The 24,769-nt window shown below is 39.0% G+C and carries 30 protein-coding genes and 4 pseudogenes; 26 read left to right on the plus strand and 8 right to left on the minus strand.

Features of this window, described 5'->3' with window-relative positions; all coding sequences use genetic code 11:
• Positions 1-108 precede the first annotated feature (108 nt).
• The 5 genes and pseudogenes from A8806_RS14340 (at position 109) to A8806_RS14360 (ending at position 3,336) form a co-directional block, all read left to right on the plus strand.
• A complete protein-coding gene (locus A8806_RS14340) occupies positions 109-672 on the plus strand; it encodes a YdeI/OmpD-associated family protein (protein ID WP_109731940.1) in 564 nt (187 codons plus the stop codon).
• A 133-nt stretch (positions 673-805) separates the two neighbouring features.
• Positions 806-1,171 carry a hypothetical protein gene (locus A8806_RS14345; protein ID WP_109731884.1) on the plus strand — a complete coding sequence of 122 codons (366 nt, stop codon included), beginning with the start codon at positions 806-808 and terminating at the stop codon, positions 1,169-1,171.
• A pseudogene (tnpB, locus tag A8806_RS27015) lies at positions 1,161-1,460 on the plus strand (IS66 family insertion sequence element accessory protein TnpB); the annotation flags it as partial. The gene A8806_RS14345 and the pseudogene tnpB, both read left to right, overlap by 11 nt.
• Positions 1,455-2,938: pseudogene (locus A8806_RS14350) on the plus strand (IS66 family transposase). The pseudogenes tnpB and A8806_RS14350, both read left to right, overlap by 6 nt.
• Before the next feature lie 137 nt (positions 2,939-3,075).
• Entirely contained in the window at positions 3,076-3,336 is a 261-nt protein-coding gene (locus A8806_RS14360; RefSeq protein ID WP_109731886.1) for a TfoX/Sxy family DNA transformation protein, read from the plus strand.
• A gap of 133 nt (positions 3,337-3,469) precedes the next feature.
• On the opposite strand, the gene A8806_RS14365 is transcribed toward A8806_RS14360, so the two are convergent.
• Positions 3,470-4,060, minus strand: coding sequence for a TetR/AcrR family transcriptional regulator (locus A8806_RS14365; RefSeq protein WP_109731887.1), 591 nt, complete (start codon positions 4,058-4,060; stop codon positions 3,470-3,472).
• A 136-nt stretch (positions 4,061-4,196) separates the two neighbouring features.
• On the opposite strand from A8806_RS14365, the gene A8806_RS14370 reads away from it, so the two are divergent.
• Both A8806_RS14370 and A8806_RS14375 read left to right on the plus strand, forming a co-directional pair.
• Entirely contained in the window at positions 4,197-4,835 is a 639-nt protein-coding gene (locus A8806_RS14370; RefSeq protein WP_109731888.1) for an HXXEE domain-containing protein, read from the plus strand.
• A gap of 28 nt (positions 4,836-4,863) precedes the next feature.
• Positions 4,864-5,361, plus strand: a complete 498-nt coding sequence (locus A8806_RS14375; RefSeq protein ID WP_109731889.1) for a dihydrofolate reductase family protein — start codon at positions 4,864-4,866, stop codon at positions 5,359-5,361.
• A 401-nt stretch (positions 5,362-5,762) separates the two neighbouring features.
• Here the strand turns inward: A8806_RS14375 and A8806_RS27020 are convergent, their stop codons facing one another.
• A complete protein-coding gene (locus A8806_RS27020; protein ID WP_334293997.1) occupies positions 5,763-6,023 on the minus strand; it encodes a DUF4180 domain-containing protein in 261 nt (86 codons plus the stop codon).
• Positions 6,024-6,610: 587 nt separating this feature from the next.
• Here A8806_RS27020 and A8806_RS14395 point away from each other — a divergent pair.
• The 3 genes from A8806_RS14395 (at position 6,611) to A8806_RS14405 (ending at position 7,807) form a co-directional block, all read left to right on the plus strand.
• Entirely contained in the window at positions 6,611-7,171 is a 561-nt protein-coding gene (locus A8806_RS14395; protein WP_242996096.1) for a GNAT family N-acetyltransferase, read from the plus strand.
• Between the two features lie 134 nt (positions 7,172-7,305).
• Positions 7,306-7,653, plus strand: coding sequence for a hypothetical protein (locus A8806_RS14400; protein ID WP_109731892.1), 348 nt, complete (start codon positions 7,306-7,308; stop codon positions 7,651-7,653).
• Positions 7,646-7,807: a hypothetical protein gene (locus A8806_RS14405; RefSeq protein WP_181368734.1), complete on the plus strand. Its 162-nt coding sequence runs from the start codon at positions 7,646-7,648 to the stop codon at positions 7,805-7,807. Before A8806_RS14400 ends, A8806_RS14405 begins: the two co-directional genes overlap by 8 nt.
• A gap of 252 nt (positions 7,808-8,059) precedes the next feature.
• On the opposite strand, the gene A8806_RS14415 is transcribed toward A8806_RS14405, so the two are convergent.
• Positions 8,060-8,623 (minus strand): TetR/AcrR family transcriptional regulator, encoded by a 564-nt coding sequence (locus tag A8806_RS14415; protein ID WP_109731894.1) that lies wholly within the window; start codon positions 8,621-8,623, stop codon positions 8,060-8,062.
• 121 nt (positions 8,624-8,744) lie between these two features.
• On the opposite strand from A8806_RS14415, the gene A8806_RS14420 reads away from it, so the two are divergent.
• Positions 8,745-9,437, plus strand: a complete 693-nt coding sequence (locus A8806_RS14420) for an HXXEE domain-containing protein (protein ID WP_109731895.1) — start codon at positions 8,745-8,747, stop codon at positions 9,435-9,437.
• Positions 9,430-9,954 carry a nitroreductase gene (locus tag A8806_RS14425; RefSeq protein WP_109731896.1) on the plus strand — a complete coding sequence of 175 codons (525 nt, stop codon included), beginning with the start codon at positions 9,430-9,432 and terminating at the stop codon, positions 9,952-9,954. Before A8806_RS14420 ends, A8806_RS14425 begins: the two co-directional genes overlap by 8 nt.
• 66 nt (positions 9,955-10,020) lie before the next feature.
• Here the strand turns inward: A8806_RS14425 and A8806_RS14430 are convergent, their stop codons facing one another.
• Positions 10,021-10,974: a helix-turn-helix transcriptional regulator gene (locus A8806_RS14430; protein WP_109731897.1), complete on the minus strand. Its 954-nt coding sequence runs from the start codon at positions 10,972-10,974 to the stop codon at positions 10,021-10,023.
• Between the two features lie 163 nt (positions 10,975-11,137).
• On the opposite strand from A8806_RS14430, the gene A8806_RS14435 reads away from it, so the two are divergent.
• The 4 genes from A8806_RS14435 (at position 11,138) to A8806_RS14445 (ending at position 14,425) form a co-directional block, all read left to right on the plus strand.
• Positions 11,138-12,547: an MATE family efflux transporter gene (locus tag A8806_RS14435; protein WP_109731898.1), complete on the plus strand. Its 1,410-nt coding sequence runs from the start codon at positions 11,138-11,140 to the stop codon at positions 12,545-12,547.
• Positions 12,544-12,678, plus strand: a complete 135-nt coding sequence (locus A8806_RS26770; protein WP_278321113.1) for a hypothetical protein — start codon at positions 12,544-12,546, stop codon at positions 12,676-12,678. Before A8806_RS14435 ends, A8806_RS26770 begins: the two co-directional genes overlap by 4 nt.
• An 86-nt stretch (positions 12,679-12,764) precedes the next feature.
• Positions 12,765-13,292, plus strand: coding sequence for a YgjV family protein (locus A8806_RS14440; RefSeq protein WP_109731899.1), 528 nt, complete (start codon positions 12,765-12,767; stop codon positions 13,290-13,292).
• A 134-nt stretch (positions 13,293-13,426) separates the two neighbouring features.
• Positions 13,427-14,425 (plus strand): aldo/keto reductase, encoded by a 999-nt coding sequence (locus tag A8806_RS14445; protein ID WP_109731900.1) that lies wholly within the window; start codon positions 13,427-13,429, stop codon positions 14,423-14,425.
• A 210-nt stretch (positions 14,426-14,635) separates the two neighbouring features.
• Here the strand turns inward: A8806_RS14445 and A8806_RS14450 are convergent, their stop codons facing one another.
• On the minus strand, positions 14,636-15,181 hold the full coding sequence (locus A8806_RS14450; protein WP_109731901.1) for a TetR/AcrR family transcriptional regulator: 546 nt from the start codon (positions 15,179-15,181) through the stop codon (positions 14,636-14,638).
• Positions 15,182-15,307: 126 nt separating this feature from the next.
• On the opposite strand from A8806_RS14450, the gene A8806_RS14455 reads away from it, so the two are divergent.
• The 10 genes and pseudogenes from A8806_RS14455 to A8806_RS27040 all read left to right on the plus strand — a co-directional run bounded on the left by A8806_RS14455 (position 15,308) and on the right by A8806_RS27040 (position 22,241).
• Positions 15,308-16,246 (plus strand): alpha/beta hydrolase, encoded by a 939-nt coding sequence (locus tag A8806_RS14455; RefSeq protein ID WP_109731902.1) that lies wholly within the window; start codon positions 15,308-15,310, stop codon positions 16,244-16,246.
• Between the two features lie 495 nt (positions 16,247-16,741).
• Positions 16,742-17,368 (plus strand): Type 1 glutamine amidotransferase-like domain-containing protein, encoded by a 627-nt coding sequence (locus A8806_RS14460; RefSeq protein WP_109731903.1) that lies wholly within the window; start codon positions 16,742-16,744, stop codon positions 17,366-17,368.
• 580 nt (positions 17,369-17,948) lie between these two features.
• Positions 17,949-18,107: a hypothetical protein gene (locus tag A8806_RS26630; RefSeq protein ID WP_181368735.1), complete on the plus strand. Its 159-nt coding sequence runs from the start codon at positions 17,949-17,951 to the stop codon at positions 18,105-18,107.
• Between the two features lie 58 nt (positions 18,108-18,165).
• Positions 18,166-18,468: a GyrI-like domain-containing protein gene (locus tag A8806_RS27025; protein ID WP_242996103.1), complete on the plus strand. Its 303-nt coding sequence runs from the start codon at positions 18,166-18,168 to the stop codon at positions 18,466-18,468.
• 427 nt (positions 18,469-18,895) lie between these two features.
• Positions 18,896-18,973: pseudogene (locus tag A8806_RS27135) on the plus strand (DUF6440 family protein); the annotation flags it as partial.
• 24 nt (positions 18,974-18,997) lie between these two features.
• Positions 18,998-19,792, plus strand: coding sequence for an MBL fold metallo-hydrolase (locus A8806_RS14475; protein WP_109731906.1), 795 nt, complete (start codon positions 18,998-19,000; stop codon positions 19,790-19,792).
• A gap of 92 nt (positions 19,793-19,884) precedes the next feature.
• Complete coding sequence (locus A8806_RS14480; RefSeq protein ID WP_109731907.1) at positions 19,885-20,709, plus strand: nitroreductase family protein; 825 nt, start codon at positions 19,885-19,887, stop codon at positions 20,707-20,709.
• A 122-nt stretch (positions 20,710-20,831) separates the two neighbouring features.
• Positions 20,832-21,293 (plus strand): YbhB/YbcL family Raf kinase inhibitor-like protein, encoded by a 462-nt coding sequence (locus A8806_RS14485; protein WP_109731908.1) that lies wholly within the window; start codon positions 20,832-20,834, stop codon positions 21,291-21,293.
• A 279-nt stretch (positions 21,294-21,572) separates the two neighbouring features.
• Positions 21,573-21,635: pseudogene (locus tag A8806_RS27030) on the plus strand (hypothetical protein); the annotation flags it as partial.
• Positions 21,636-21,884: 249 nt separating this feature from the next.
• Positions 21,885-22,241 carry an LbetaH domain-containing protein gene (locus A8806_RS27040; RefSeq protein WP_109731909.1) on the plus strand — a complete coding sequence of 119 codons (357 nt, stop codon included), beginning with the start codon at positions 21,885-21,887 and terminating at the stop codon, positions 22,239-22,241.
• A gap of 86 nt (positions 22,242-22,327) precedes the next feature.
• Here A8806_RS27040 and A8806_RS14500 read toward each other — a convergent pair whose 3' ends face one another.
• From A8806_RS14500 to A8806_RS14515, 3 genes are all read right to left on the minus strand, one after another.
• Positions 22,328-22,861: an AAA family ATPase gene (locus A8806_RS14500; RefSeq protein WP_109731910.1), complete on the minus strand. Its 534-nt coding sequence runs from the start codon at positions 22,859-22,861 to the stop codon at positions 22,328-22,330.
• A gap of 725 nt (positions 22,862-23,586) precedes the next feature.
• Positions 23,587-24,045 carry a hypothetical protein gene (locus A8806_RS14510; protein ID WP_242996099.1) on the minus strand — a complete coding sequence of 153 codons (459 nt, stop codon included), beginning with the start codon at positions 24,043-24,045 and terminating at the stop codon, positions 23,587-23,589.
• A gap of 22 nt (positions 24,046-24,067) precedes the next feature.
• Positions 24,068-24,769, minus strand: coding sequence for a hypothetical protein (locus A8806_RS14515; protein WP_242996101.1), 702 nt, complete (start codon positions 24,767-24,769; stop codon positions 24,068-24,070).

Genomic DNA, 24,769 nt, shown 5'->3' on the forward strand with positions numbered 1-24,769 from the left:
ACTTTTGCCTTGAACGGTAAATAAGCTGAACAAATTCATAAAGGGCAGAGCAGGTCAAGGGAAGATGCTTCTTCGCGTGATTTGCTGTCAATAAAGGAGGGATATATCATTAGCGAAACAATGAAATTTGCAAGTAGAGAAGAATTTCGGGAATGGCTCTGTGAGCATTGCCTATCAAAGGATGGCATTTGGCTTTTGTTCGGTAAGGCAGGTGGACCAAAAACTATAAAAGCGGGGGCGGCCCTGGAAGAAGCTCTCTGTTTTGGCTGGATTGACGGACAGATGGAAAAGATTGATGATAAGACTTATAAGAAGTATTTTTCTCTGCGGAGAAAGAATAGCAAATGGTCAGAGAAGAATAAGGCATTGGTGAAAAACCTTGAGGAACGGGGACTTATGACTGATTTTGGCAGGAAGAAGATAGATGAGGCCAAGAAGAACGGTCAGTGGGACGCTACAAACCCTCTGGCAATCATTACAGAGGAACAGATTGCCTGCCTGTCTGCACTGTTGGAAGGGTACGAACCTGCTTATACAAATTTTCAAGCGATGTCTCCATCCGTAAAGAAAATTTATACACGGGCATACCTTGATGCAAAGACAGACGCTGGACGTGAAAAGCGGATTGTTTGGATGGTGGACAGGCTCAATAAAAATTTAAAACCAATGTAGGCAATTAAAAAAAGTAAACGCCAAATAGTAAGTACCTTTTCAAAATCATCATATGTGAGATAATAGACTCATCACTATAAAGTCAAAAAAGTTTAGTACTCAACTTTTTTGACCAGACTACAGGAGGTGAGTTATGAAATCTCATACAAGTTTAGTTGCACAGCAAACTCGTTTGAGTGAATGGGCCGAACTGGTCAGGGATTGCCAAAATCGCCCACAGGGTATGAAAATCGATGAATGGTGCCAGCTGCACGACATGACGAAAGCGAGTTATTACTGGAGACTCCGAAAAGTTCGGGAAGCTTTTCTGGCAGCTGCTGACAATACACCAGATTTTATAGAAGTTCCTTCTTCTCCTATCCAGTCAGAAAATATAGCACCGGATCATAAAACCGTTGCTATGATCAAAGGTAGAAACCACCTCACATTGGAGATCACAGACCAGGCATCTGCTTCCTTTCTTCATACACTTTTGGGAGTGATGATGGATGCTCAATGATGGTACAGGATTCAAAAAAGTATACATAGCCACTGGCTTTACGGATCTTCGCAGAGGAATTGATGGTCTTGCCAGGACCATACGTTTCCAGTTCCATCTCGATCCTTATGATAAACATACATTATTCTTGTTTTGTGGCAGGCGTACTGACCGGATAAAAGGACTCCTCTGGGAAGGCGGTGGGTTCCTCCTTCTGTACAAGAGGATTGAAAACGGTAACTTTCGATGGCCTCGCACAAAAGGCGAAGCACTGGAGATTACCGCAGATCAGTATCAAATGTTGATGCAGGGATTGGAAATCATTGCCAAGGCAGTTAAGTATACGGAAGAACAATTAAATACAGTTGATAAGTCGTTTCTTATCCATCTGCTTTTGCAGCAGGAACAGTTGGAAGCCTTAACAAAGGAACTTCATGCATCGAATGAAAAAATGCAGCTCCTGATGGAACAGGTGATCCTCGGTAAACAGAACCGTTTTGGCAGATCTTCTGAAAAGATGGAGGATACCGGTCAGATCCGTTTTCGCGAAGTGGATGGAAGCATCGTATTTTTTAACGAAGCCGAAGCTGTATCTGATCTTAGTGTATCAGAACCAGAAGATCTGGAACTCAGATCTCCCAGGCAGCCAAAACGCAAAGGAAAGAAAGAAGCGGATCTTTCCGGACTTCCGATCAGGCGGATCGACCACTATCTGTCTGAGACCGAATTGGAAGAAGAATTCGGTGAGAAGGGCTGGAAACAATTACCGGATGCGATCTCCAGAAAATATCGTTTCGTGCCAGCCAAGGTGGAAGTGGAAGAACATCACATTGGTGTATATGCCAGCAAAACAGATGAACATATGGTCAAAGCAGACCATCCAAAGTCTTTGCTGCATGGAAGTCTGGTATCCCCATCTTTGGCAGTTGCGATCATCAACGGTAAGTATGTGAATGCAGTACCACTCTATCGATTAGAACAGGAATTCCAGCGCTATGGTCTTCAGATCACAAGACAGCATATGGCAAACTGGTGCATTCGTCTCGGAGAAGAATATTTATCGGTTCTTTATGATCATCTTCATGAAGAATTGTATTCCTGTCATGTGATACAGGCAGATGAAACACCGGTGCTTGTAAACCATGATGGACGGAAAGCAGGTTCCAAAAGCTGGATGTGGGTATATCGTTCCGGACATCTATATCACAACCGCCAGATTGTCTTATATGAATATCAACAGACGAGAAATGCATCTCATCCACGGGAATTCCTGAAAGGGTATGATGGCATCTGTGTGACAGATGGATATCAGGTCTGCCATACTTTAGAAAAGGAGATCCAGGCAATCTACCGGGAAGAAGGGAAGTTGAATGCCCTTTCTTCTGATGAACGGCTTAAGCAGCGGCAAGCGGTCATAAAACCACTTGTGGATGCTTTTTTTGCGTACCTGAAAAACATAAAGGTATCCAGAAAGGATAAATTTGGAGATGCCGTCGGTTATGCTCTGAACCAGGAAAAATATCTTCGGGTATTTCTCACAGATGAAGATGTTCCAATAGATAATAATGCATCCGAAAGGGCAATCCGGGCTTTTGTATCGGGAAGAAAAACTGGCAGATGATAGATACCATCAATGGAGCCAGGGCTTCCGCGATCATTTATAGTATTGTAGAAACAGCAAAAGCCAACAATCTGAAGCCCTTTGATTATGTGCAGTATCTCTTAGAAGAGATTCCACAACACATGGATGACACCGATTGTGCATTCGTGGAAGATCTTCTTCCATGATCAGAAAAGCTTCCGGCAGAAATCCGTAAAGCTTAAATATAGGTGGCTGCAGAGCAGCCGCCTAAAAATGTCAGGGTACTTGCTATTTTGCGTTTACGAAAAGATTGTTCAATTAGAATTTGAAAGGAACGTATTTTATGAGTAGTTTAGATAGTATGTTAAACATTGGAAAAGAAATGAAAACAAAGCTTTCCTCAATTGGTGTTGTTTCATCGGAAGAATTAATTAGACTAGGGAGTAAAGAAGTGTTTTATCAATTAAAAGAAAAATATCCAAATGTATGCTTAGTTCATTTATATGCATTACAAGGCGCAATTGATAATATTGATTATGATAAACTTTCGGATGAGGTTAAACTTGATTTAAAGCAATTTAGCGATAGTCTTAAAGAAAAATAAAAAAACAATATTAGCGGAGCAGTCAGCAGTTTATTAAGCTCCACAGGAGATTGCAGGTAATCACATTTTTGTCTATATCATAGCCTGTTTTGGCATAATCCATCTCAAAAACGATAAAGGGGATAATTGCGTTTTATTTAGCATAGAGATATATTGGCAGGCTTGCATCAGGCAGCTGTGAAAGGGATGTTACCATTAATTTCTGCAATGTCCTGACGGCCTCTTGATTAGTAATAGATGTATCAGAGCCATATAATGTGGTAATGTAACCCGTTATACCAAACAATGCATAGGAAATAACAAGATTGGTTTTTATGTCATTATCATCAATACCAAGCATTTCTAATAAGAAAGGCTTCATAGCATTCAGCAGTTTTTTCTGGAAGCCGGTATCACCATGACTAAGAAGAACGGCCATCTGTTCCCCATATTTATATAAGATATTTTGTCCAAAAGCAGAGAATAATTCGAACTTATGCGGATTGTCCTGCTCTTTGATCTGGTCAAGACATGCGAGTATTTCGTGGATCAGCGTTTCCTGAGCCTGTTCAAGAAGGTCGTAGACATCCTTGAAATATTCATAAAAAGTACAGCGGTTGATACAAGCATTATCCGCTATTGCACTGACTGTTATTTTTCGTAAAGGTTTTTGTTTATATTCTCGAAAGAATGCCTGAAAAATCTTTTCTTTTGTCTGTTGTTTCTTTAGTGGATTTTTATTCATAAACACCTCCAAACCCGACAAATGCCTTTAACATTGTCGGTTGATAAATCAAGTTTTATATTGTAGAATCAAAACACAACAACGTGTCGGATATACTATACACGTAGCTAAATAAAATGTCAAGCGGAGGTGGCTTATGGATAAGTTTATGAAAAAATACAGCTTTTTTCTAACGTCGTTGCTGGGAGTCATAGCGGTAATATGGCTGGTTATAGGATGGGGTGAAATGGATATGTTAAGAAAGCTCCCAATTATTTATATCGTGGCATTAGCTGTTCATGAAATTGAGGAGCTAAAGTTCCCGGGGGGTTTTGTGGAACTGGTGACGGCCATGACGGGGCTGAAGCTGAAGAAATTGGGGCTGGCCAAATTTGGTTTACTAATGTTTACTTTATACGCAACCATTATTCCTGCCTTTATCAGCGGACATGTCTGGCCCGTTATGGCAACGTTGTTTATTGGCATTATTGAGATTTTTGCCCATTTAGCTGCGGCAAGAGTAAATCCAAAGAAGTTCTATTCTCCCGGAATGCTAACGGCCATTGTCGTACAGTTTCCTGTAGCCGTGTATGGATTTTACTATTTATTTTCCAATCAGATGGTGAAAGGGATTTACTGGCTATACGCATTTATTTTTCTACTGATTCCATTATTTGGCCTGCAGGCCATTATTGTGAAATCAAATGGCCAGAAGTATGGGGAATTTATAAATAATGCGAGAAAGGCGATGCTTACCAGCGAGGGCCGGGAAAAAACGAAGAATAGAATAAAATAAGTATTTGAGATGAGAAGGAGACAAAACTATGAAGGTACAATTAATAGCGAACTTATCAGCAAATGGAGAACTCATTTTGGCTGCCCAATCTGACGCCTATCAGGCGCCTCAGGAGGTTGCTGGCATGGGATTTGCCAAAGCACTTGAATGCGGCAATATTATTATGGGACGGACTACCTATCAAATGTTTGCCCCCATGATGAAAGATGTTCTTAAAAATCTTGAAGTGGTAGTCATAAGTTCAGAGGATATGGATGCAGACGTATACACAGCAAAAAATGCAGAAGATGCAGTCAGTTATCTTGAGAAAAAAGGATTTGAAAAGGCTTGTGTTGACGGTGGAACAATGACATATAATTTATTTCTTGAATCAGGACTTGCCGATGAACTATTCTTTAATTTATTCCCAGTTGTTATAAATGGAGGCGGCAGTATGGAAACAGCACAAGGAAAAGTCCTGGAGTACAGACTTGCTGAAGCAAAATCTCATGGTGATATCGCAATGCTTCATTACATCAAAAAATAGAAGTATGTTTATTCAAATGTTAGGAGTGTTAAATTTCGAAAGCAGATACCCGTGAGTAATTGATGATAGTAAAAAAATCAAGGAGGAAAATGAGACACTAAAATATCAATAGTTTAGCTCAATCACTTAAAGTATTAAGAGATAAGGCATGATAAACCATAAAATTCACGAATCACCCCAAAAGGAGCGTGATGTGCAGCAGTGTAAAAGATATCAGAATAAAAATGATTTTAAATGCAGGATGTACTCCATAAAAAGAGTACATCCTGCTATTTTTTACAGAAAGAAGAGAGCGTTTAGGCGTGTATCACTCATAATTCTCTTTCTTTTATAATTTGGAATATTCAGAGAGTTTATCCACGGCACGAGAAACACTTGGCTGAAAGTAAATATCTTTTCCTCTATATACTCTTGTACATAAAATCTTTTAACGGCTTGCTTGTATATTGGTAGAAATCGCCGTATATAGCAAATTTCACTCCATAATTTATAAATTTATCTTCATAAATATTCAATACAGTTCTTTCATTAAATATGATATAATTTACCCAATCAAAACAGCAGGATAGAAACGTACCCGGAATGAACGGTGGAAGATCAGTCTGGGGAACTGTTAAATTTAGAAGTCGTGGACGTAAAAATGGAATTTCAAAAAGACGCATAAAAGCATTTGAAATTGTGAACTGCCTTATTGAAGCTATTGGAGAATTTGCATCCGAGTTAAATGAATTTGTCACAAAGAAAAGGAGTAGTTATTATTTGCATACGTAACAAAGAAAGTTTTAAATGAACATATTTCCTATTTTCCGCTGCAGAATGTTAATTATACAAAGCCAGTTCTAGCAGCAGGTTTTCCGGTAAATGTGATTGGTATGCTTATTATTGTAGTCACTTGGGGGTTCTTCGAGGGCTTTTCTTATGTTGTCATGTCTGACCGTATCAATAAGTTATTTCCCTCAAAAAGCCTGTTTGCAGACAGGGGGGCGATCATTTGCGGTATATTTTGTTTGGTGGTACATATGCTTCTGGGGCAATCTTACAGTATGATAGGTGCTGTAACTGAGTTTATATTAATTTACGGAATGTTAGTATCTTACTGTTACACTGGTAATGCATGGGGATGTGTGCTGATTTTTCTGTTTTTTTGGAGTGGAATTGGATATTAGAGTCACCTTGCAAGATAAGTGGGTTCTCAACGAATCAATAAAATCCCAGATTGTGGTAAGGAAAATGAGAATTTATGGAGGTTATGATGACAGAATTATTTGGTGTATTTCCATATTTAAAAAACGAAAAAATTATTATTAAAAAAATAGAATTAAATGACGTTGTAGCCTTGTCAGAGATAAGCAATAATGAGAATGTTTATAAGTATATACCGCCTTTTTTATATAAGAAAAGTAAGAAAGCATTAGAGACTGCAATCAAAAATCTTGGTGGAAGAGATTTTGAAAAGAAAAAGTATATAATTGCAGGAGTTTATTTAAAAGATAATCCTAATAGGCTTGTAGGTTTAGCAGAAATGTTTGACTATAAAAAGAGAGAAAATAAAATAACAGTGGGTTATCGTCTAAATGAGGATTATTGGAATAAGAAAATTGCAACAAATGTTTTGAAATTGATGGTTGAATATTTAGTAAATGAGGTTAATATTTCAACACTTCAGGCATTTGTCATGCCAGAAAATTTATATTCAGCAAAAGTGCTATTAAACAATGGCTTTGTAAAAGAGGATTTTACCGTACAAGAAAAAAATTGGGGCGGTCAAGAAATTGCAACTGTTGATGTATACACATACAATAAGTCTTAGACAACCTCCAGTTTTTCAAACTGAAAATCTGGGATTGTGGTGGCTTAATCATAGATGTTCCAAAATACGAACAACCAATGGAAATGTTTTTGATTAAGGGCATTTAATTAAATTTGAATTTGTGGAGGTATTTTATGTTTAATGAAATATGCATATATGAGGCAAAACTGACCAAGTTAGATGAAATTGAAGAACTGATGAGGGAAGTAGCGGAATTTTACTTGGAGCAAGATGGTGTTATTGATGTACACTATATAAAACGTACTCACCGACAAAAAGATTTCAATGCAGTTAAAGAGGGAGAATTACCTGTTCGTCTTACAAGAAATGTAGGTAAGGTAACATATGTTTTGTATTGGGTGCTGGAAAATGAAGAAGCTCATGCAAGAGTTGGAAAACTTGGTATAGAAAAATTCTATAAACGTTGGAATAGGTGTTTAACCACAATGCCCAAAATAATCTTGGGTGAGAATATTGTTTGATTTACAAACTTCAAAGAGATTTGCCCTTCACCATGACGCCAAAAGAATTGTAGTGCAGCCGGAGCCGGAAAACAAGGCATCCTGCGGCCTGCTGCTGTCTTGTGGCTTTGTGCTTGACACGGAAAAAGAGATCTATGTAAAACTTTTGTCTTGAACGGTAAATAAGCTGAACAAATTCATAAAGGGCAGAGCAGGTCAAGGGAAGATGCTTCTTCACGTGATTTGCTGTCAATAAAGGAGGGATATATCATTAGCGAAACAATGAAATTTGCAAGTAGAGAAAAATTTCGGGAATGGCTCTGTGAGCATTGCCTATCAAAGGATGGCATTTGGCTTTTGTTCGGTAAGGCAGGTGGACCCAAAACTATAAAAGTGGGGGAGGCCCTGGAAGAATTAGAGATAATCGCTACATCTTCTTGCCGTTTATCGCAGGCCAATACCACTTTGTAAATAAACTGCTAATTATAGACAACAATTCTTCATCGCTCATCTCATCAGGATGCTGTATTTGATGAATGATGGCAGAAAATATCCCATTAAAGTAAATATCCATGATAACACGATTATGGACAGAAGTACTTATAGGAATATTCAGTGACACCTGCAATCGTTGCTGTAATCTTCTTATAAATGCTGCTCGGTTGGAATCGCTGAGGAGAATGCCGAGACGATCCTTTGAGGCATAAAAATGCTCAAGAAATAGCTGAAAAAAATGATTATCTAAAACAGGAGACATCTGAACCTGAGGTAGTAGAACAGAAAGCATCCCGTCTATGAACTGATCTTCTGCGTACTCGATTAAATTAAAGACATCTTCAAAATATCGATAGAATGTAGTACGATTATAGCCTGCAAGATTTGTAATTTCTTTTATTGTGATTTTATATATGTTTTTTATTTCTGCAAGACGGAAAAAGGCTGTAATAAATGCCTCTTTCGTAGCATCTGTAATTTCAGGTTGTTTATTCATGAGTTCCTTTCTGTATCATGCGACACATGTTCATTATTGTTGCTTGATGATTTTTTATCATGCAACTATAATTGGATCATACAACACATGTCGCATAAAAACAAGGAAAGGTTGATGCTTTATGAAAAAAGATAAATTGTATCAGTGGTGTGATCAGATATGGCTGCATGTCTTATATGGAATAGGAATCGTTATGAGCTGCTTACTTGTTTCCAGATGGTCTGACATATCAATGCCATGTAAATTGATGTATATGCTTACAATTATGGTTCCATTACATGTATTCGAAGAAAATACTTTACCAGGTGGGTTTTTCTTTATGAACAATCTCGGACAGAAGTCAGATCGGCCAATGGTGTATCCACAGAATATGCTAACCAACATGATTACAAATCTTGGTGCAGAGATATTGTTTATTGTTGTACTTATATATGCAGACTATATTCCAAATACAGCTGTTGTTGTAGTGATATTATTTGGATATGCGGAATGTATTCATCATACGATGGATGGTATACGGATGTACAGAAGATATGCAGGTAAAGGGAAAAGAACAATTTATGGACCGGGAACAATCACATCATATGTAGGCTTGATACAGTTAAGTACATATGGACTGGTATGGCTCACAAAACAGAATATTGTAGTTAGTGAAGTGTTTGCAGGAATAGGGATTATCTTACTTGTGGTGGTAGGATTGATTTTGATTCCATTTATAATTTCAAAACGAGTACAAAGTAAACGTTTTGCATTTAGCAGTAACGGATATTTTGAAAAATATGAACCAATGCAAGGAGGAAAAAACAATGGATAATCAGGTGTTAGAGGCATTAAAGACAAGAAGAAGTGTAAGAAGGTACAGTGACAGAGTGGTAGAACAGGAAAAGCTTGATGCGATTATGGAAGCTGCAACATATGCACCTACAGGAATGGGACAGCAATCACCTGTTATTGTACTGGTAAAGACAAAAGAAGTTAGAGATAAGATATCGAAATTGAATGCGAAAGTAATGGGCAGGGACATAGATCCGTTTTATGGAGCGCCGGTAGTTGCTATTGTATTTGGAAATAAGGCATCTGTACCTACTTGGTTTGAGGATGCAAATCTCGTTGCCGGTAATTTGCTTAATGCAGCACATGCAGTTGGTGTAGATTCTTGTTATATCTACAGGGCTAAAGAAGTGTTTGAATCAGAAGAAGGACTAGCTCTTTTGAAAGAATGGGGGCTTGATGCAAACTATGTTGGAGTTGCGAATTGCATATTAGGATATGGTGAAAGTGAAAGACCTGTTGCAAAAGAGCGAAAAGCAAACTATGTAATTGAAGTATAAAACTACTATTGTATGTAGTGCATTAATGAACGATATTTATTTTAATACATTATTCCCACGACTTTTTTATTTCTGCGAAGCGATATACTCACGGGGCGAATATTTAAAATATTCCCGAAACGCCTTATAAAAATTGCTGCTATTGCTATAACCAAGCAATACTGAAATTTCCTCTATGGGCAAATTTGTCCCTTTTAACAGAATTACAGCACGTTCCATTCGCTGCTCCAAAAGGATTTCAGAAAATGACTTGCCCAACTCCCGGTGCAGAAGTGTGGATACATAGTTCGGATGATAGGAAAAATGTTTTGCAATATCCTTCAGCGTCACACTGTCAAAATGCTCACTCATGTACTGTACAATCTTTTCTGATAAACTTTCACTAGGGGAAGTTTGGTTTGCCTGGGTAAATTGCCGCGCAATCTGCAACAAAAAAGAAAGGGTGAGTGACTTTAAAACAGGCTGGGTATCTTCCTGCTTATTTGCGTACTCAATTACCATCATTTCAAGCAGTGTGCGGATATTGCAGTCATGTTCAATTTTAAAATGCATAAATTCATCGGAAAATTCATTTGTGGACGGGTCAAGCAGAAAATGAAACAGCCTGTTATTGGATGAGAGCATTGGCAAAAATGTTCTAAAAAAAGTTTCCCGTTGTATGAGTACGCCAATAATGGTTGTCTCTTTATCATCATGTACACAAAGTGCATGGCCTGCAAATGGCTGTCCTGCATAAAGTTCCCCCTCACGGATTGTAATACGGTTGTCATATTTAAAGCTAATAGAATCATATTCGCCCTCATAGGTGAAATTGAAATAAAAAAAGTCATGCCGGTGGAAAAGCTCCTGACGTCCGCCACTTTGATGGACACAGATCAGGATTTCTTCCTCCGGCGGTCCGGGCCAGCAAAACATTTTTTCAGACTGGCTTCCCACGGGGTAATCATGGTAGGTCCAATCTAAAGTTAAAAATTGTTCCCGAAGCCGGTCTATAGAAGCACACAATAATTCTTTTCCCACATCATTCCCTCCCCCTCGTATTTAAAGAACAATGCCAGTAATGGCGACGATTTTATTATACTAAATGATATTAGAAAACACCAGTGCTGTTGTTAAGTTTTAGCGCTGTTTTGTTCCGAAGTTTTCTTTATAATCGTAACATTAAAAGTTTAGGAGGCATTTTATGAAATCTCAAATTAAATATGGGGGAAACTCAGCCTTTTATCGGAAGCTGCTTTCGCTTGTTTTTCCAATTGCATTTCAGCAGTTTATGTTAGCGGCGGTCAGTGCGTCGGATGCATTGATGCTTGGCTTTGTTAATCAGGATTCTCTTTCGGCCGTCTCCCTGGCCGGTCAGATCACTTTTGTCTTTAACCTCTTTATGGGCGGCCTGACAATGGGGACAAGTATTCTGGCGGCACAGTATTACGGTAAGGGTGATGTGAAATCCATTGAAAAGATATTTGCCTATGTCACAAGGGTCTCATTTTTCATCTCCGCAGTATTTTTTCTGGCATCCTTTTTTGTTCCGGAACTGCTGATGCGTATTTTTACACAGGAGTCCCAGCTTATTGCGGGAGGTATTGTCTACCTCCGGATTGTGGCAGTATCCTATTTGTTTACCGGCATATCGCAGATTTATCTGTGCATATTGAAAAATACGGGATACGCAATGAAAAGTATGGCAATCGGGTCAACTGCCGTTGTGATCAATATTTTTCTGAATGCTGCGCTTATCTTCGGACTATTCTTTTTCCCCAGAATGGGAATCGCAGGTGCGGCGCTTGCCACATCCGTTTCAAAGCTGATTGAGATGGTATGGGCGTTCATCGAATCCCTGCGGGAAAAACATGCGCGGCTTCATATAAAATTTTGCTTTTCTGTTGATCAGCAGTTGGTAAAAGATTACTGGGGATACAGCCTGCCCATGCTGGGTGACTATCTTGTGTGGGGAGTGGGCTTTACAATGTATTCCGTTATCATGGGGCATTTGGGAAATGACGCGGTGGCGGCAAATTCGATTGCAAATATTGTGAAAAACCTGATTGTTAGCTTTTGTACAGGACTTGCAAATGGCGGCGGTATCATTGTGGGCAATGAACTTGGTATGGGAAATTTAAAACAGGCGAAAAAATATGGGGGGATTCTTTGGAAGATGGCAGTGATCAGTGGTGTTGTATCAGGACTGCTATTAGTCGCTCTTTCTCCGCTTATCATAAATGTGACAGCATTAAGTCCGCAGGCTACGGGATACTTGAAATGGATGCTGATACTTTGTGCCTGCTACATGATTGCCAAATCCATCAATATGATGACGATTGCCGGAGTATTTCCTGCCGGTGGCGATTCAAAATTCGGTTTGATCTGTGATACGTTAACCATGTGGGCGTTTGCGGTTCCAGCAGGCTTTCTAGCTGCTTTTTATTTCCATTTGCCGGTAGTTACTGTGTTCCTTATTATCAATCTGGATGAGGTGGTAAAAGTGCCGGCAGCGATTCTGCACTATAAAAAATATGGGTGGCTGAAAAATATTACACGAGAAAATGAGGCACAGCTAATAAAATTTGAGGATAATGAGGTGAAAGTAATATGACAGAACATGAAAAATTAGAAGCGGAGTTGGCGGTAACTGTACCATACTTCAGGAGGTATTCCATTTTGCATGGATCACCGGTAACTGCCATAGGTTTTCTACACAGGCTGGGATTGTCCGGAGATATATGATATAATTTACCCAATTAAAACAACAAGATAGAAAAGTACTCAGTCTGCAGAACTGTTCAATTAGAATTTGTGAGAGGATGTTTAAGTTGCCAAAATCATACATAGTTATTCAAATTATAGGCTTCATTGGAGCCATATTGTTCTTTGCATCGTTCCAGTGTCGAAACAATAAAACATTATTCCGATTTCAATTTCTATCTTACTTTTTATATACAATTCATTTACTTCTTTTAGGAGCTACTACTGGGGGAGTAAGTTATATTATAAACACCATTCGTTCATTTTGCTTAAGCAGCAGGTGGGACTTTGGCAGAAGCAAAAAAATGTGCATAATTCTCTGCTTTATGCAGGTTGCTGCCTTGATACTTACCTGGGTCGGATGGATTAGTATATTACCTGTTGCAGCAAATATAGCAGTTACCATAGGAGCATATACTTATAATGCGAGGACAATACGATTGGTGACTATGCTAATTAATTCACCACTTTGGATTATTTATAATATTATTGTTGGAACGTGGGCGGGAATAATTGATGAAGCGGTAAGCGAAATTTCCATTGGAATTTCTATTGTCAGGTATGGCTGGAAAAATCTCGGAAGTGAACAGGAATAACTTAGAAGTTATAGCGTCCACTTTATTGGAAAATATAAAATTAAAATCATTAAGGCTGATTAAATGGTTAACCATCTGCTTCTTTTTATACTGGAATGTATGCAGGAAAATGAAAAAAGAAAGGCGGTAATGAAATGAACTATACAAAATTAGGCAATTCAGATCTTAAAGTTTCCCGTATTTGCATGGGATGTATGGGATTCGGGGATGCAGGCAGGGGCCAGCACTCTTGGACGCTTAATGAGGAACACTCCAGAGCAGTCATACGAAGGGGGCTGGAGTTGGGGATAAATTTCTACGATACTGCCATTGCTTATCAGAGCGGAACCAGTGAGCAGTATGTGGGGAAAGCATTGAGAGATTATGTAAACAGGGATGAGGTGGTGATCGCGACCAAATTCCTTCCCCGGACAGAGGAAGAGATTGCAGTGGGCACTACAGGTCAGGAGTATATTGAGAAGATGCTTAACCAGAGCCTTAAAAATCTTGGAACAGATTATGTAGATCTTTATATTTATCATATGTGGGATTATCGGACACCCCTTTATGAGATCATGGACGGTCTGAACCGTGTAGTGCAGGCGGGAAAAGCACGTTACATCGGAATCTCTAACTGCTTTGCATGGCAGCTTGCAAAAGCCAATGCCTTGGCGGAAAAGGAAGGGTTTGCAAAATTTATTTCCGTACAGGGGCATTATAACCTGATCTTCCGGGAAGAGGAACGGGAGATGGTTCCGTATTGCCGGGAAGAAAATATTGCACTGACTCCTTACAGTGCACTGGCAGGCGGGAGGCTTTCCAAACATGCAGGAGAAACTTCCAAAAGGCTGGTACAGGATGATTATGCAAAGCTGAAATATGATGCATCAAAAGAACAGGACGAAATCATCATAAGCCGGGTGGCGGAACTGGCAAAGAAACGGGGCATTTCCATGACAGAGATATCACTGGCATGGCTTCTGACAAAAGTGACGTCACCGGTGGTAGGAGCGACCAAATTTCATCATATAGAAGGAGCGGCCGCTGCTGTGGATATAGAACTTACAGAGGAAGAGAGACGCTATCTGGAGGAAGCCTATGTGCCCCATAAACTAGTGGGAGTCATGGCACAGAACAGTGCCAGTATGCAGTAGAAACCGGTACGGTCTCTATTTTTATGACAGTAATTCTATTTTTCATTGTCAGTTGCCCGTGGAATATTTAGAATTATCAAATGGTGTGAAAATCCCGCAGATTGGTTTTGGGGTATATTATCGACCTTATGCTGCTGCACCAGCCAATGGGGGATAATACCAGTGCATGGAGAGGGCTTGAAAAACTTTATAAAGAGGGAAAAGCCAAGTTCATTTTAGGGGTGACGGCATAATCGTACTCATTATCCGTGCCAATTCTTCAGGAGTTTCTTTTCCACCATCATTTAGCCACCGAATAGTAACATTCCAAAAACCACCGGCTTGATAGACCAATTCGTATTTTGATTTATTTCTGTATGCAGAGTTAGAAAGAAACAAATCATTGAGGACCGGTAAATACTCATTAAATTTCAATAATGCCAACGGCAGGAGATTATGGCGGTTAAGCAGGAGAAAGAAATGCACATTTGATGCACATATGTCAAAATATGCTTTTGATAATGTATAAGCGGAGATGTGAGGTAATGCTTGTAATTTTTCTATATAAAGCTGACACAATCCTTGGAGTTTTAAAAACAGGACTTCTTCTTTTGTGTGAAAATTCCGATAAAATGTTTTTCTGTCCAGTCCCGCCCGTTCTGCTAATTCTTTTATGGAGATAGCATTGAAGTCTTTTTCATCCATCAAACTAAGTAGAGCTGACAAAATCCATTGTTTGGATTGGAGAGAGAGTGGATTTTCCTTTTTCCTTTTCATAAACGCCTCCTGCCACATTTTTGTGCATCTGTGGAACTTGTTTTAGCATCATTGACTACAGATTAATTATAATATAAAATCAAAAGTGCCACAAGTGGGACATTTATCAATTAGGAGGTTTCTGTGATGGACTATTACAAAAATGATTGTTTTTGGGTAAAAGCTCAATCATTTTTGCCGGAAGATAATAGGCTAACAATAGACACTATGCCTAATGAATACTTTTTGCCGGTATCCGAAGATTTAGAAATACATATTGATCATTACAAGCCTGCATCTCCCAGCGGGAAAGTTATATTATTTCATGGAGTTGGTGGGAATGGTCGTTTACTCTCATTTATTGCAGTACCATTGATGAAAAATGGATTTGAAGTTATTTGTCCAGATATGCCGCTATATGGTTGCACTCACTTTTCAAGACCAGTTACTTATGAAACATGGATATCATGTGGTTCTAGCCTGGTAAAGCACTTTCAAGAAGAAAACCCTTTACCAACTTTTTTATTTGGACTAAGTGCAGGTGGCATGCTGGCTTATCAGGTTGCGAACGAAAGCAGTCAAATAGCTGGGCTTATTGTTACTTGCATACTTGATCAAAGAAACAAAGCTGTTTTGAAAAGTTCAGCTAGAAATCCTTTTTTGGGTATGATCGCACGACCTATTATTTCTATGTTAAGCGCATTTGATGGTAACATGAAAGTTCCTATGAAGTGGGTAGGCAATATGAAAGCTATTGCTAATGATAAAAGGTTGGTTAAGCTTTTAATACGAGACAAAAAATCATCTGGTGCGTTGGTTCCGATTAAGTTTCTTTATTCGATGCTTAACCCCAAAATAAAAATTGAGCCGCAACATTTCAATAATTGTCCTGTACTTTTAGTACACCCAGGTGAGGATCGTTGGACAAATATAAGATTAAGCAAAACATTTTATGACCGTTTAGCCTGTGAAAAAGAGACTGTGATATTGGAGGGTGCAGGCCATTTTCCTATTGAAGGGTTAGGATTAAAACAAATGGAGATTGCTTGTGTTGAGTTTATTAAACAACAACTTGTATCATTATGACATAGAACAGTTTACTAGCTTTTGATGTGGGATATAGCCACTTTGATAAGTATATATTGTTACCTTCACTTCTGGACATCTCCCTGTCGGAAACGGACGGGCTCTAACTGCTCCAGTTCATGCAGCCAATGAGGAATATGCCGATCAAGTTGCTAAAGATATACTTTGCGTTCAAAGTGTATCTCAAAGAGAAAATTATATACAAATTTTCGTAAATGAAATCATTCATCTCTCATTTGACCAATAATTAGTATCATAGTGTTATGGTTCTTTAAAAAACCGCGATGCTGGAAAATGACAGATTGATATGTTAGTATAGAATCATAATAAAGAAGACAGGGAGGTATTTTCATGGGTATGAGAATAAATGCATAGCAAGGGCTATTGCATACGATGACAAAAGTATCACTTACAATCGTGAAATAGTAGCTCTTGTTAATCTGAAATGATAAAACAGGAAGAGCAGTGTCAAAGTCATGATAACGGGGTGATAAAATGAAGAGAATGTTTTTAGTCTCTATGTTTCAAAATGTTTCAGATATTTTGGAAACAGTTGGACTGGATTTGAAAAATAAGACTGTAACTTATATACCTACGGCAAGCAGGGCAGAAAAATTGGGCTTTTTCGTCAGAATAGGTAAATGGAGGTTAAAGAGACTAGGCTTGAGTGTTGATGAGCTGGAAATTTCCACAGCCCCTTATGAAGTGATTGTCAGCAAACTGGAGAAGAATGATTACATATATGTCACGGGTGGCAATACTTTTTTCCTTCTACAGGAATTAAGGAGAACGGGGGCGGATAAAATTTTAGCACAGGAAATAGAGAAAGGAAAGTTCTATATAGGGGAATCAGCAGGCGCTATTGTTGTGGCTCCTGATATAGGATATTCTGCAAAAATGGATCGTATAGAAAAAGCTCCTGGTTTAAAAAGTTACGAGGGGTTAAATCTGATCGATTTTTATGTAGTCCCTCATTATAAGAACTGGGAAATGGGAAAGGCGGCAGAGGATTTTATCAACACATATTCTGACAGCTTAGAATTGAAAAGTATCTGTGATAACCAGGCAATACTTATAGAAAACAGTAAAGTTCAGATATTAGGTAAACCGTCCAAGAAATAAAGCAGGAGTAAGGAACTGTTATTTATTAGTCTGCCCAATACACAAAAGACTTCGGGATGTTGATTCTGAAGTCTTTTGTTATTTCAGTACGTATAAAGGTCTGTTAGTAATAGGTTTTATCATGGCTTCAACAATGGCAAATCATCATTTTACTGCCTATAGGCCAAAAGAACGAAACAGTGTAAACATATTCCTGCTGAAAAGGGGAGGAAATGATGATAACATGTCTCTATGTAACCTATCCGAGTGGTGCACAAAAAGAGAGGAAATGCTCTTCCTAATAAGATATAATGATACCATTATAATGAAAGGGGCAGAAGCGTGGAGTGGAGTGAGAGATTACAGACGATTATTGATTATGTAGAAGATCACCTGCAGCGGAAACAGGAACCGCTTAATCAGCAGGAAGTTTCTGAACTTGCAGGGTGTTCCTTTGATTTTTTCCAAAAGGTATTTTCCTACATGAATTGTATCAGCTTTTCGTTTAGTTGGAAAGAGTATTCGGTGCGCCAATGGAGAACAGTCTTCAAAAATACCAGAATTTTGGAGTGAATGTCAAAAGGCCGGTACTTTCTCCCAGTTGATTTCGACAGACACAGGAAAGCTGAAGGGGGTATTTGGCCTGTACCGCTATGGGGAAATCAGTTCAAAGGATATTGAGTATTCTATTATGGTGGCGGCGAACGGAAGGTTGCCTGAAGGATGCAGTGAAGTCAGAATCCACATGGGCAGTATTTGACTGTCGGGGAGCAGTGCCGCCAGCCATTCAGGAGTCTCATGGATGATTTGGCATAAATATTTATAACACTGACCCAAAAGATTTTAGAAAATTTGAATATCTCGTTGCGGTTCCAAGCAATAGTGATATTTTTGATGGTCTTTCAGAATACACTGTGCCGGCCAGAACCTGGGCAGTGTTCCCATGTACGCAGGAAACCATAGGAAAAACGGAGGTCCAGGCCATCATAAAATGGCTTCCAAAATCTAAATACAGACCGTTAAATAAAGGGTATATTACCGGCAGGATGAAATCTGGGGCACCGGATATAGAATGTTATGGAAAAGACGGGCAGGTTGAAGTATGGATCGCAGTCAAATAAAAGTAGGGAGGAACTGATTACTATGGATAAAGGGCGAGCACTACCAGAAGTGCCGTAATAGTGCTTTTCTGTTTATGGTCTGCCCATTGTTTGTGTCATATCGTTCAAGAAATGTTTGTATGGGGATGATAAGATGATATTTATAGCAGGAGTAGGAAAGAAATGTTTTAGATGATGTTTTTTACCACGACAAAGGGCTGTCAAGCGGTAGCCCTTCTTGCATACTGGAAGATAGAAGTTGGGCTTCTATGTTTATGGGAAAAGCAAAGATGTTATACTCTGTACTTGACGATTAGATTGAGTAAATAAAATCTGCTTATATATTGCGTTATCCAGATTCCTTTAGCAGTGAGGTCAGATTTATGAATGTTTGTAAAAGAATGACAATGAGTTTGGAATACGGTGGAGAAAATGAGAAGTTTTTTTTGTACAGACAGGTGTGGGTGCTTTGACACCATTACTTGACGCTAATGGGAAACCAGTAATAACCAGGAGCTGGAATTAAATCTGAATTTGTAAAGGAGATTTTATGAGAATAACTTCATTAGTTGAAAATACGACTAAGTCAGAACTTAAAACAAAACACGGACTTTCCTTATATATTGAAACAAAATCACATAAAATTTTATTTGATTTAGGTTCAGATAGCACATTATTTGAAAATGCTATGAAAAGAAATATAGATATTTCAAAAGTTGATACTGTTATTATTTCTCATGGGCATTTTGACCACGGAGGAGCATTGCAAAAGTTTTTAGATATTAATTCTGTGGCAAATATCTATGTGCAAAAGGAAGCCTTTGAACCACATTACAGTAAAACCTTATTTCTTAAAATACCAGTTGGAATTGATAGTAAGCTTAAATCTAATAGGCAAATCAAACTATTAAATGGTAATTATAAAATTGATGAAGAATTATCGTTGTTTACAGTAAGTAAAACAAATAAATTTTATTCCCCTGCCAATAATGCTCTTTATGATAAAAAGGGCAAAGATACCTTTGTACACGAACAAAACTTGATTATTTCAGAAAACAAAGTAGTAGTTATTATGGGGTGTGGGCATGCTGGTGTTGTAAATATCATGGAAGAAGCAAAGAAGTATCAACCACATTTTTGTATTGGTGGTTTTCATTTGTTCAACCCACTTACAAAGAAAACAGTATCAAAAGAATTGTTAAACAGTATTGCTATGGAATTACAAAGGTATAAAGATATTGAATTTTATACTTGTCATTGCACTGGTGAAAAGGCATATCATTATCTATCTCAACAAATGGATAATATGAATTATATGTCTTGCGGTAATGTTATCGAAATCTAAGTATATATTTACTTGGATATTATAATGTGGCGCTGCCACAGGATGCTGCCAGTTGGAATGATTGACTGTCTGATTATACATGGAGGGGTAAAATGGAACAATTTGATGCGCTGATCAAAAAGGACGGTTCAGGCAGGCTGACTATCGTTGAAATCCCATTCAATGCAAAAGAGGTATTTCATAAACCCAAGGGAACCGTTTATGTAAGCGGTACAATCAATGGCATCGAATACCGAAGTAAATTGCTTTCCCGCGGCAATGGAAAATTTGTTATGGTTTTAGATAAAGCGATGCAAAAGTCTATAGGGTTTCACGGGCAGGAAATGACTGCGAATATCACGATGTCCTCCGAAGATTTGGAGTCCGTTGCAGGGAAGTCTGATAAGATTACCGATGTAAAGTGCGGTCTGGATGCATTCACCGCCATAAAGACACGGCAAAGCATACGAAAATTCACGGCCAAACCAGTCAGCCAGGATATGGTATCCGCCATTCTTTATGCGGGTATGTGCGCTCCTACGGCAAAAGATAAGCGCCCATACCATTTTATTGTGATAAGAGACAGATGTGTGCTATCCATATTGGCCCGGTACAATTCAAATGCGGCTATGCTGGAGCACTCCGCAGGTGCAATTACAGTTTGCGGCGATAAAAACAGGGAGGGGATCAAAGAGTTCCTGTATGCAGATTGTGCCGCCGCTGCACAAAACATACTGCTCTGTATTCACGGCTTAGGTCTTGGAGGCGTTTGGTGTGGGGTTGTGCCCAATTCTGATTGGCGAAAGCTGCTCATTGAACAATTAGCACTTCCCAATAAGCTGGAACCCATTTCCGTGATTGCATTTGGCTGGCCGGACGAAGAAAAGGAATTGTGTCCCCGATGGGAAACGGCAAAGGTTCATTATGATAAGTGGTAGCACGTTAATGGAGATTGACTATAAATGCGGAATGTATCTTATAAATATATCTGCGCATTGTTGGTAAAAGACAACGAGCGCTTTTGGCTAATAAGGCGTATCGAATTTGAGAGGGTAAGCGAATGGAGCATTTGATGATTACATCCCCCTGTTTTGAACACGGGGGGATGATTCCAATAGAGTATACCGGGTATGGAGCGGATAGCTCTCCCGAATTGGTGTTGACTGGGTTAAGCAAAGATGCTGTATCTATCGCAATCATTATGAATGATATGGACCATCCAATATCAGCCTATAATCATTGGGTCATTTGGAATATTCCCGCCACATCTGTAATCCCAGGGAATATCCCACATGGGGAGCATGTGAATTCTTTAGGTAGTGCTGTGCAAGGACTTGGCTATGGTAAGCACAGATATCGAGGGCCAAAGCCGCCATTTCGGTGGTCGCATATTTATCACTTCAATGTGTTTGTGGTGGATTGTTTTCTGGATTTGCCTAGTACCTCCAAGAAAAAGGATTTAACGGAAGCTATGCAAGGACATATTTTGCAGCAAGCTGTTTTATCAGGGCATTATAGATGAAGTACGTCTTGTTGGATGAAGGTATTGGGTGAACGAATCATTGCTCAGGAGGAAAAAGAAATCAGGGAACTGGAAGATTTTGTACGGCGGGCAAACCAGGCAAGCAGAACCAATCATGCGATCAAACGCATGGGACAGGAACGGGCGTGCGTCTGGAGAAAAAACGGAGCAGACAGCACAGCCGTGAACGGGTTTATAAGCGTGTTAAAATGGATATCCACCCTACAAAGATCTGGCTTGCAAAACGGTGTGGGAAAATCCACACTGCTCAAGCTGATCATGGGTATTCTTACCCCTGATGCGGGGGAAGTCCGGTTTCATCCGAAAACGGATGTGACTTATTATGTCCGGGAACTGGAACAACTTGATCTGCAAAAAACTGTTTTTGAGAATGTACAGACAGAAGGATATACCGTTAAGGAGCTGCGGTCTGTTTTAAGCAATTTTCTTTTTTATGAAGATGATATTAATAAAAAGTGGAGGTTCTGTCTCCCGGTGAAAAAGCCCGCATTGCATTATGCAGGATTTTGTTGCAAAAGGCAAACCTTCTGCTTCTTGACGAGCCCACAAATCACGAGGAGGACTATTAAAATGTCGGATTCAAAGAAATTATATCCCAGAACAGGGGATAAACAGACGATTTACTTAAAAAATGCAATTACTGACCCGAGCATTCAGGTAGGTGATTATACAATGTACAATGATTTTGTCAATGACCCAACAGATTTTGAGAAAAATAACGTTCTGTATCATTATCCAATAAACCATGACCGTTTGATGATTGGCAGATTCTGCTCGATCGGATGCGGGGCAAAATTTCTCTTTAACAGTGCCAACCTGGGAACCATTGCCCTGCTGACAGAATTAAAGTGGTGGGACTGGCCGGAGGAAAGAATTGCAAAGAATATAAAAGCAATTCAAAACGGCCGTTTGGATCAATTGAAATAAAGTTTGTACGGGATTGCCGGTGTTGATCTTGATTTACCCGGCAGTCCCGAAAGGCAGAAGATGGATCTGCAGGCTGTGGATTCCCGTTATTGATCGGGAAATGATATCTGCTCTATGATAAGATTTACATTTTCTTCAATAGGCTTTGTTCCGTCAATTCTTATGATAGGGCAATTTAAGCATTGCACCCATTCCTCAACGGTAGTCTCAGCTCTGGACTTGACAAAATCAAAAAAGTGTTCCTCCTGCTCATATAAATCTCCGCCTGATAACATTCTTTTGCCGAATTTCTGAAAGGAACGGTTTTTAACTCGCTGTATCCGAATTTCTTTTGGAACATCAATCAACACAGCATACTGAAAAAAGGAATAAACAGCTTTACCGTAATCTCCTTTCACAGAAGCAAAAACAAAATTTTTATGTGCATTGACCTCATTGGAAAGGAGCTTTTCAACTTCCTCACGAGTATGGGAAAGGGCATAGATATAATCAGGGGCTGTCTTTGGAAAATATAGATCTTCATTATCTATGAAATAGAAATGTAATTTCTCAGCAAGGGCTTTTCCTAATGTACTTTTTCCGGTACCATTTAAGCCGCATATAATAATTCCTGTTCCCATAATTTTCTCCATTCACTTCTTATTTTCCAATGCCTTTACAGTATTGTCCTGCTAAATCTCTGCGGGAACCGTATCCGGATTTTAACGGATGGCGCTGCATTTTTTTATGTGTAATGTCAATTCTCTTCCCAATTAATCCAATTTTCATACCGGCCAACTATGCTGATGCTAAGTACGCTGGGAAATTGCCGATTTTGGGGGGAACCCATTCATTTTCAGTTCATCAATCCGAACATATTGCTCATGTGGCCAGACAATATTTTCATTGACCGTTTTAGGGATGTAAATACTGCAGTATGTAGTAAAATGATTAGCCATTTTTGAAAACAAAATATTTTCGTCTAACTCTAATATATTTATCAGGTGTTTTAGCATATTAAAAGGTAGAACACGTTCGTTAGCCAAATATCTTCTCACAGCACGCCGGCTACAATTGAGATTTTTTGCAATTTCCGCAAGATGTATATTAGTTTAATGTAATTATACATTTAAATTTAATATATATGTGTGGTTTTATCTTAGCAAAAACTTTCGGCGTTTTTTATCAATTAACAATATCGGCATAATCGCTGCTAACTGCAAAACATAGACAACAAGTGTTTTTGCGTTTGGAGAATTGTTCAGGGAAGTGAGTGTATACATTCCACCTAAAACGGTGTTCCCCTAAGCATGGATTAAGATTGTTACCCAAATGCACTTTGTCAGCCGATAGGCAGCCGCAAGGGTCATTCCCAAAGTAATGCAATATAGGGTACTCGCCAACCGATTTCCTCTAAGCCACCACCCCAAATCATCATAGGTATAAAGAGGATAAACAAATACCACGGATTGCCCAAATAGTTTTCCTGTACGATACAAGCGGTAAACTGAATTGCCGCAAATAGCAGCAAAAAGACAATGCTTCTTCGCATATTGGATGTGTGAAAAACCTGCTTGCAAAACGCTTTTAGTTTAATGCCTGTTTGCTTTCTTCGCACAATAAAGGCGGCATAAGCGGGAGCCATGCCCGCCCCAAAGCCAATTACTATAAAATAGAGAAAAAGAGTAATGTTTTCACTTAATAGATTGAAACGATACAACGCAATTAGCAAAAATTCTGTTCCCCATGCGATTGCAAAGGTATAAAACAAATAACGCCACATCATACTCAATTCTTCTTTTGAGATAAATTTTCTTTGACTCATAATAGTAAGCTCTCCTTTGCCACTATATTTCCATGCGGTTTACTTTGTGGGAGACATTAAGGGTGAGCAGAATACCTCCAGTCAGAGCCGCTGCTGCGAGGAATAAAACTGGTAGAAACTGCTCATTGATTGCCGCTACAGGATTTATCAAAAGCATACTTAGTATAACAGCGGAAATAATGGTTACAGAATTTGACTTTTTGATAAAGCCGATGCTGATCGCGCATAACGCTATACCGTCCGCAAGGCACACCAATACCAAAGCGTTCCTAAACGCTAACATAAAATCGCCCAGTGCCAAGGTATCATTTACCATTTGGAGAACTGAATCTGTCCCGATAAAAATTAGAAAGCCACCATATTCAGTTAAGAACATTGTGGTGCTGATGAAAAGCAAAATTACCGCCGCTTTTGCCCATACAACAGATTTGCGATTTATGGGATAGCTGAATAAGAGGATTGCACCCACGCCACAGTATTCTTTTGTCAAATAGCGATAACCCATAGCAGAAGCCAATATCGAAAAAGACATTAAAGCAATCGCATTACAGATTGCCGCGATTCCTTGATAGGTGGAGAATAGGATAGCTGCATTTTTGTCTCCTGAATCCAAATGGGGCACCCATGCAAGTATGTATGTCAGCCCCATAATGCACACGAATATGGCAATAGCAGAAAGAAAATAAGGCTTTATGTTTGTTTTTTTTAGCTCTAATTTTAACAT

The organism is Faecalicatena orotica, assembly GCF_003149245.1.
In the GTDB taxonomy this organism is placed as follows: Bacteria; Bacillota; Clostridia; order Lachnospirales; family Lachnospiraceae; genus Faecalicatena_A; species Faecalicatena_A orotica.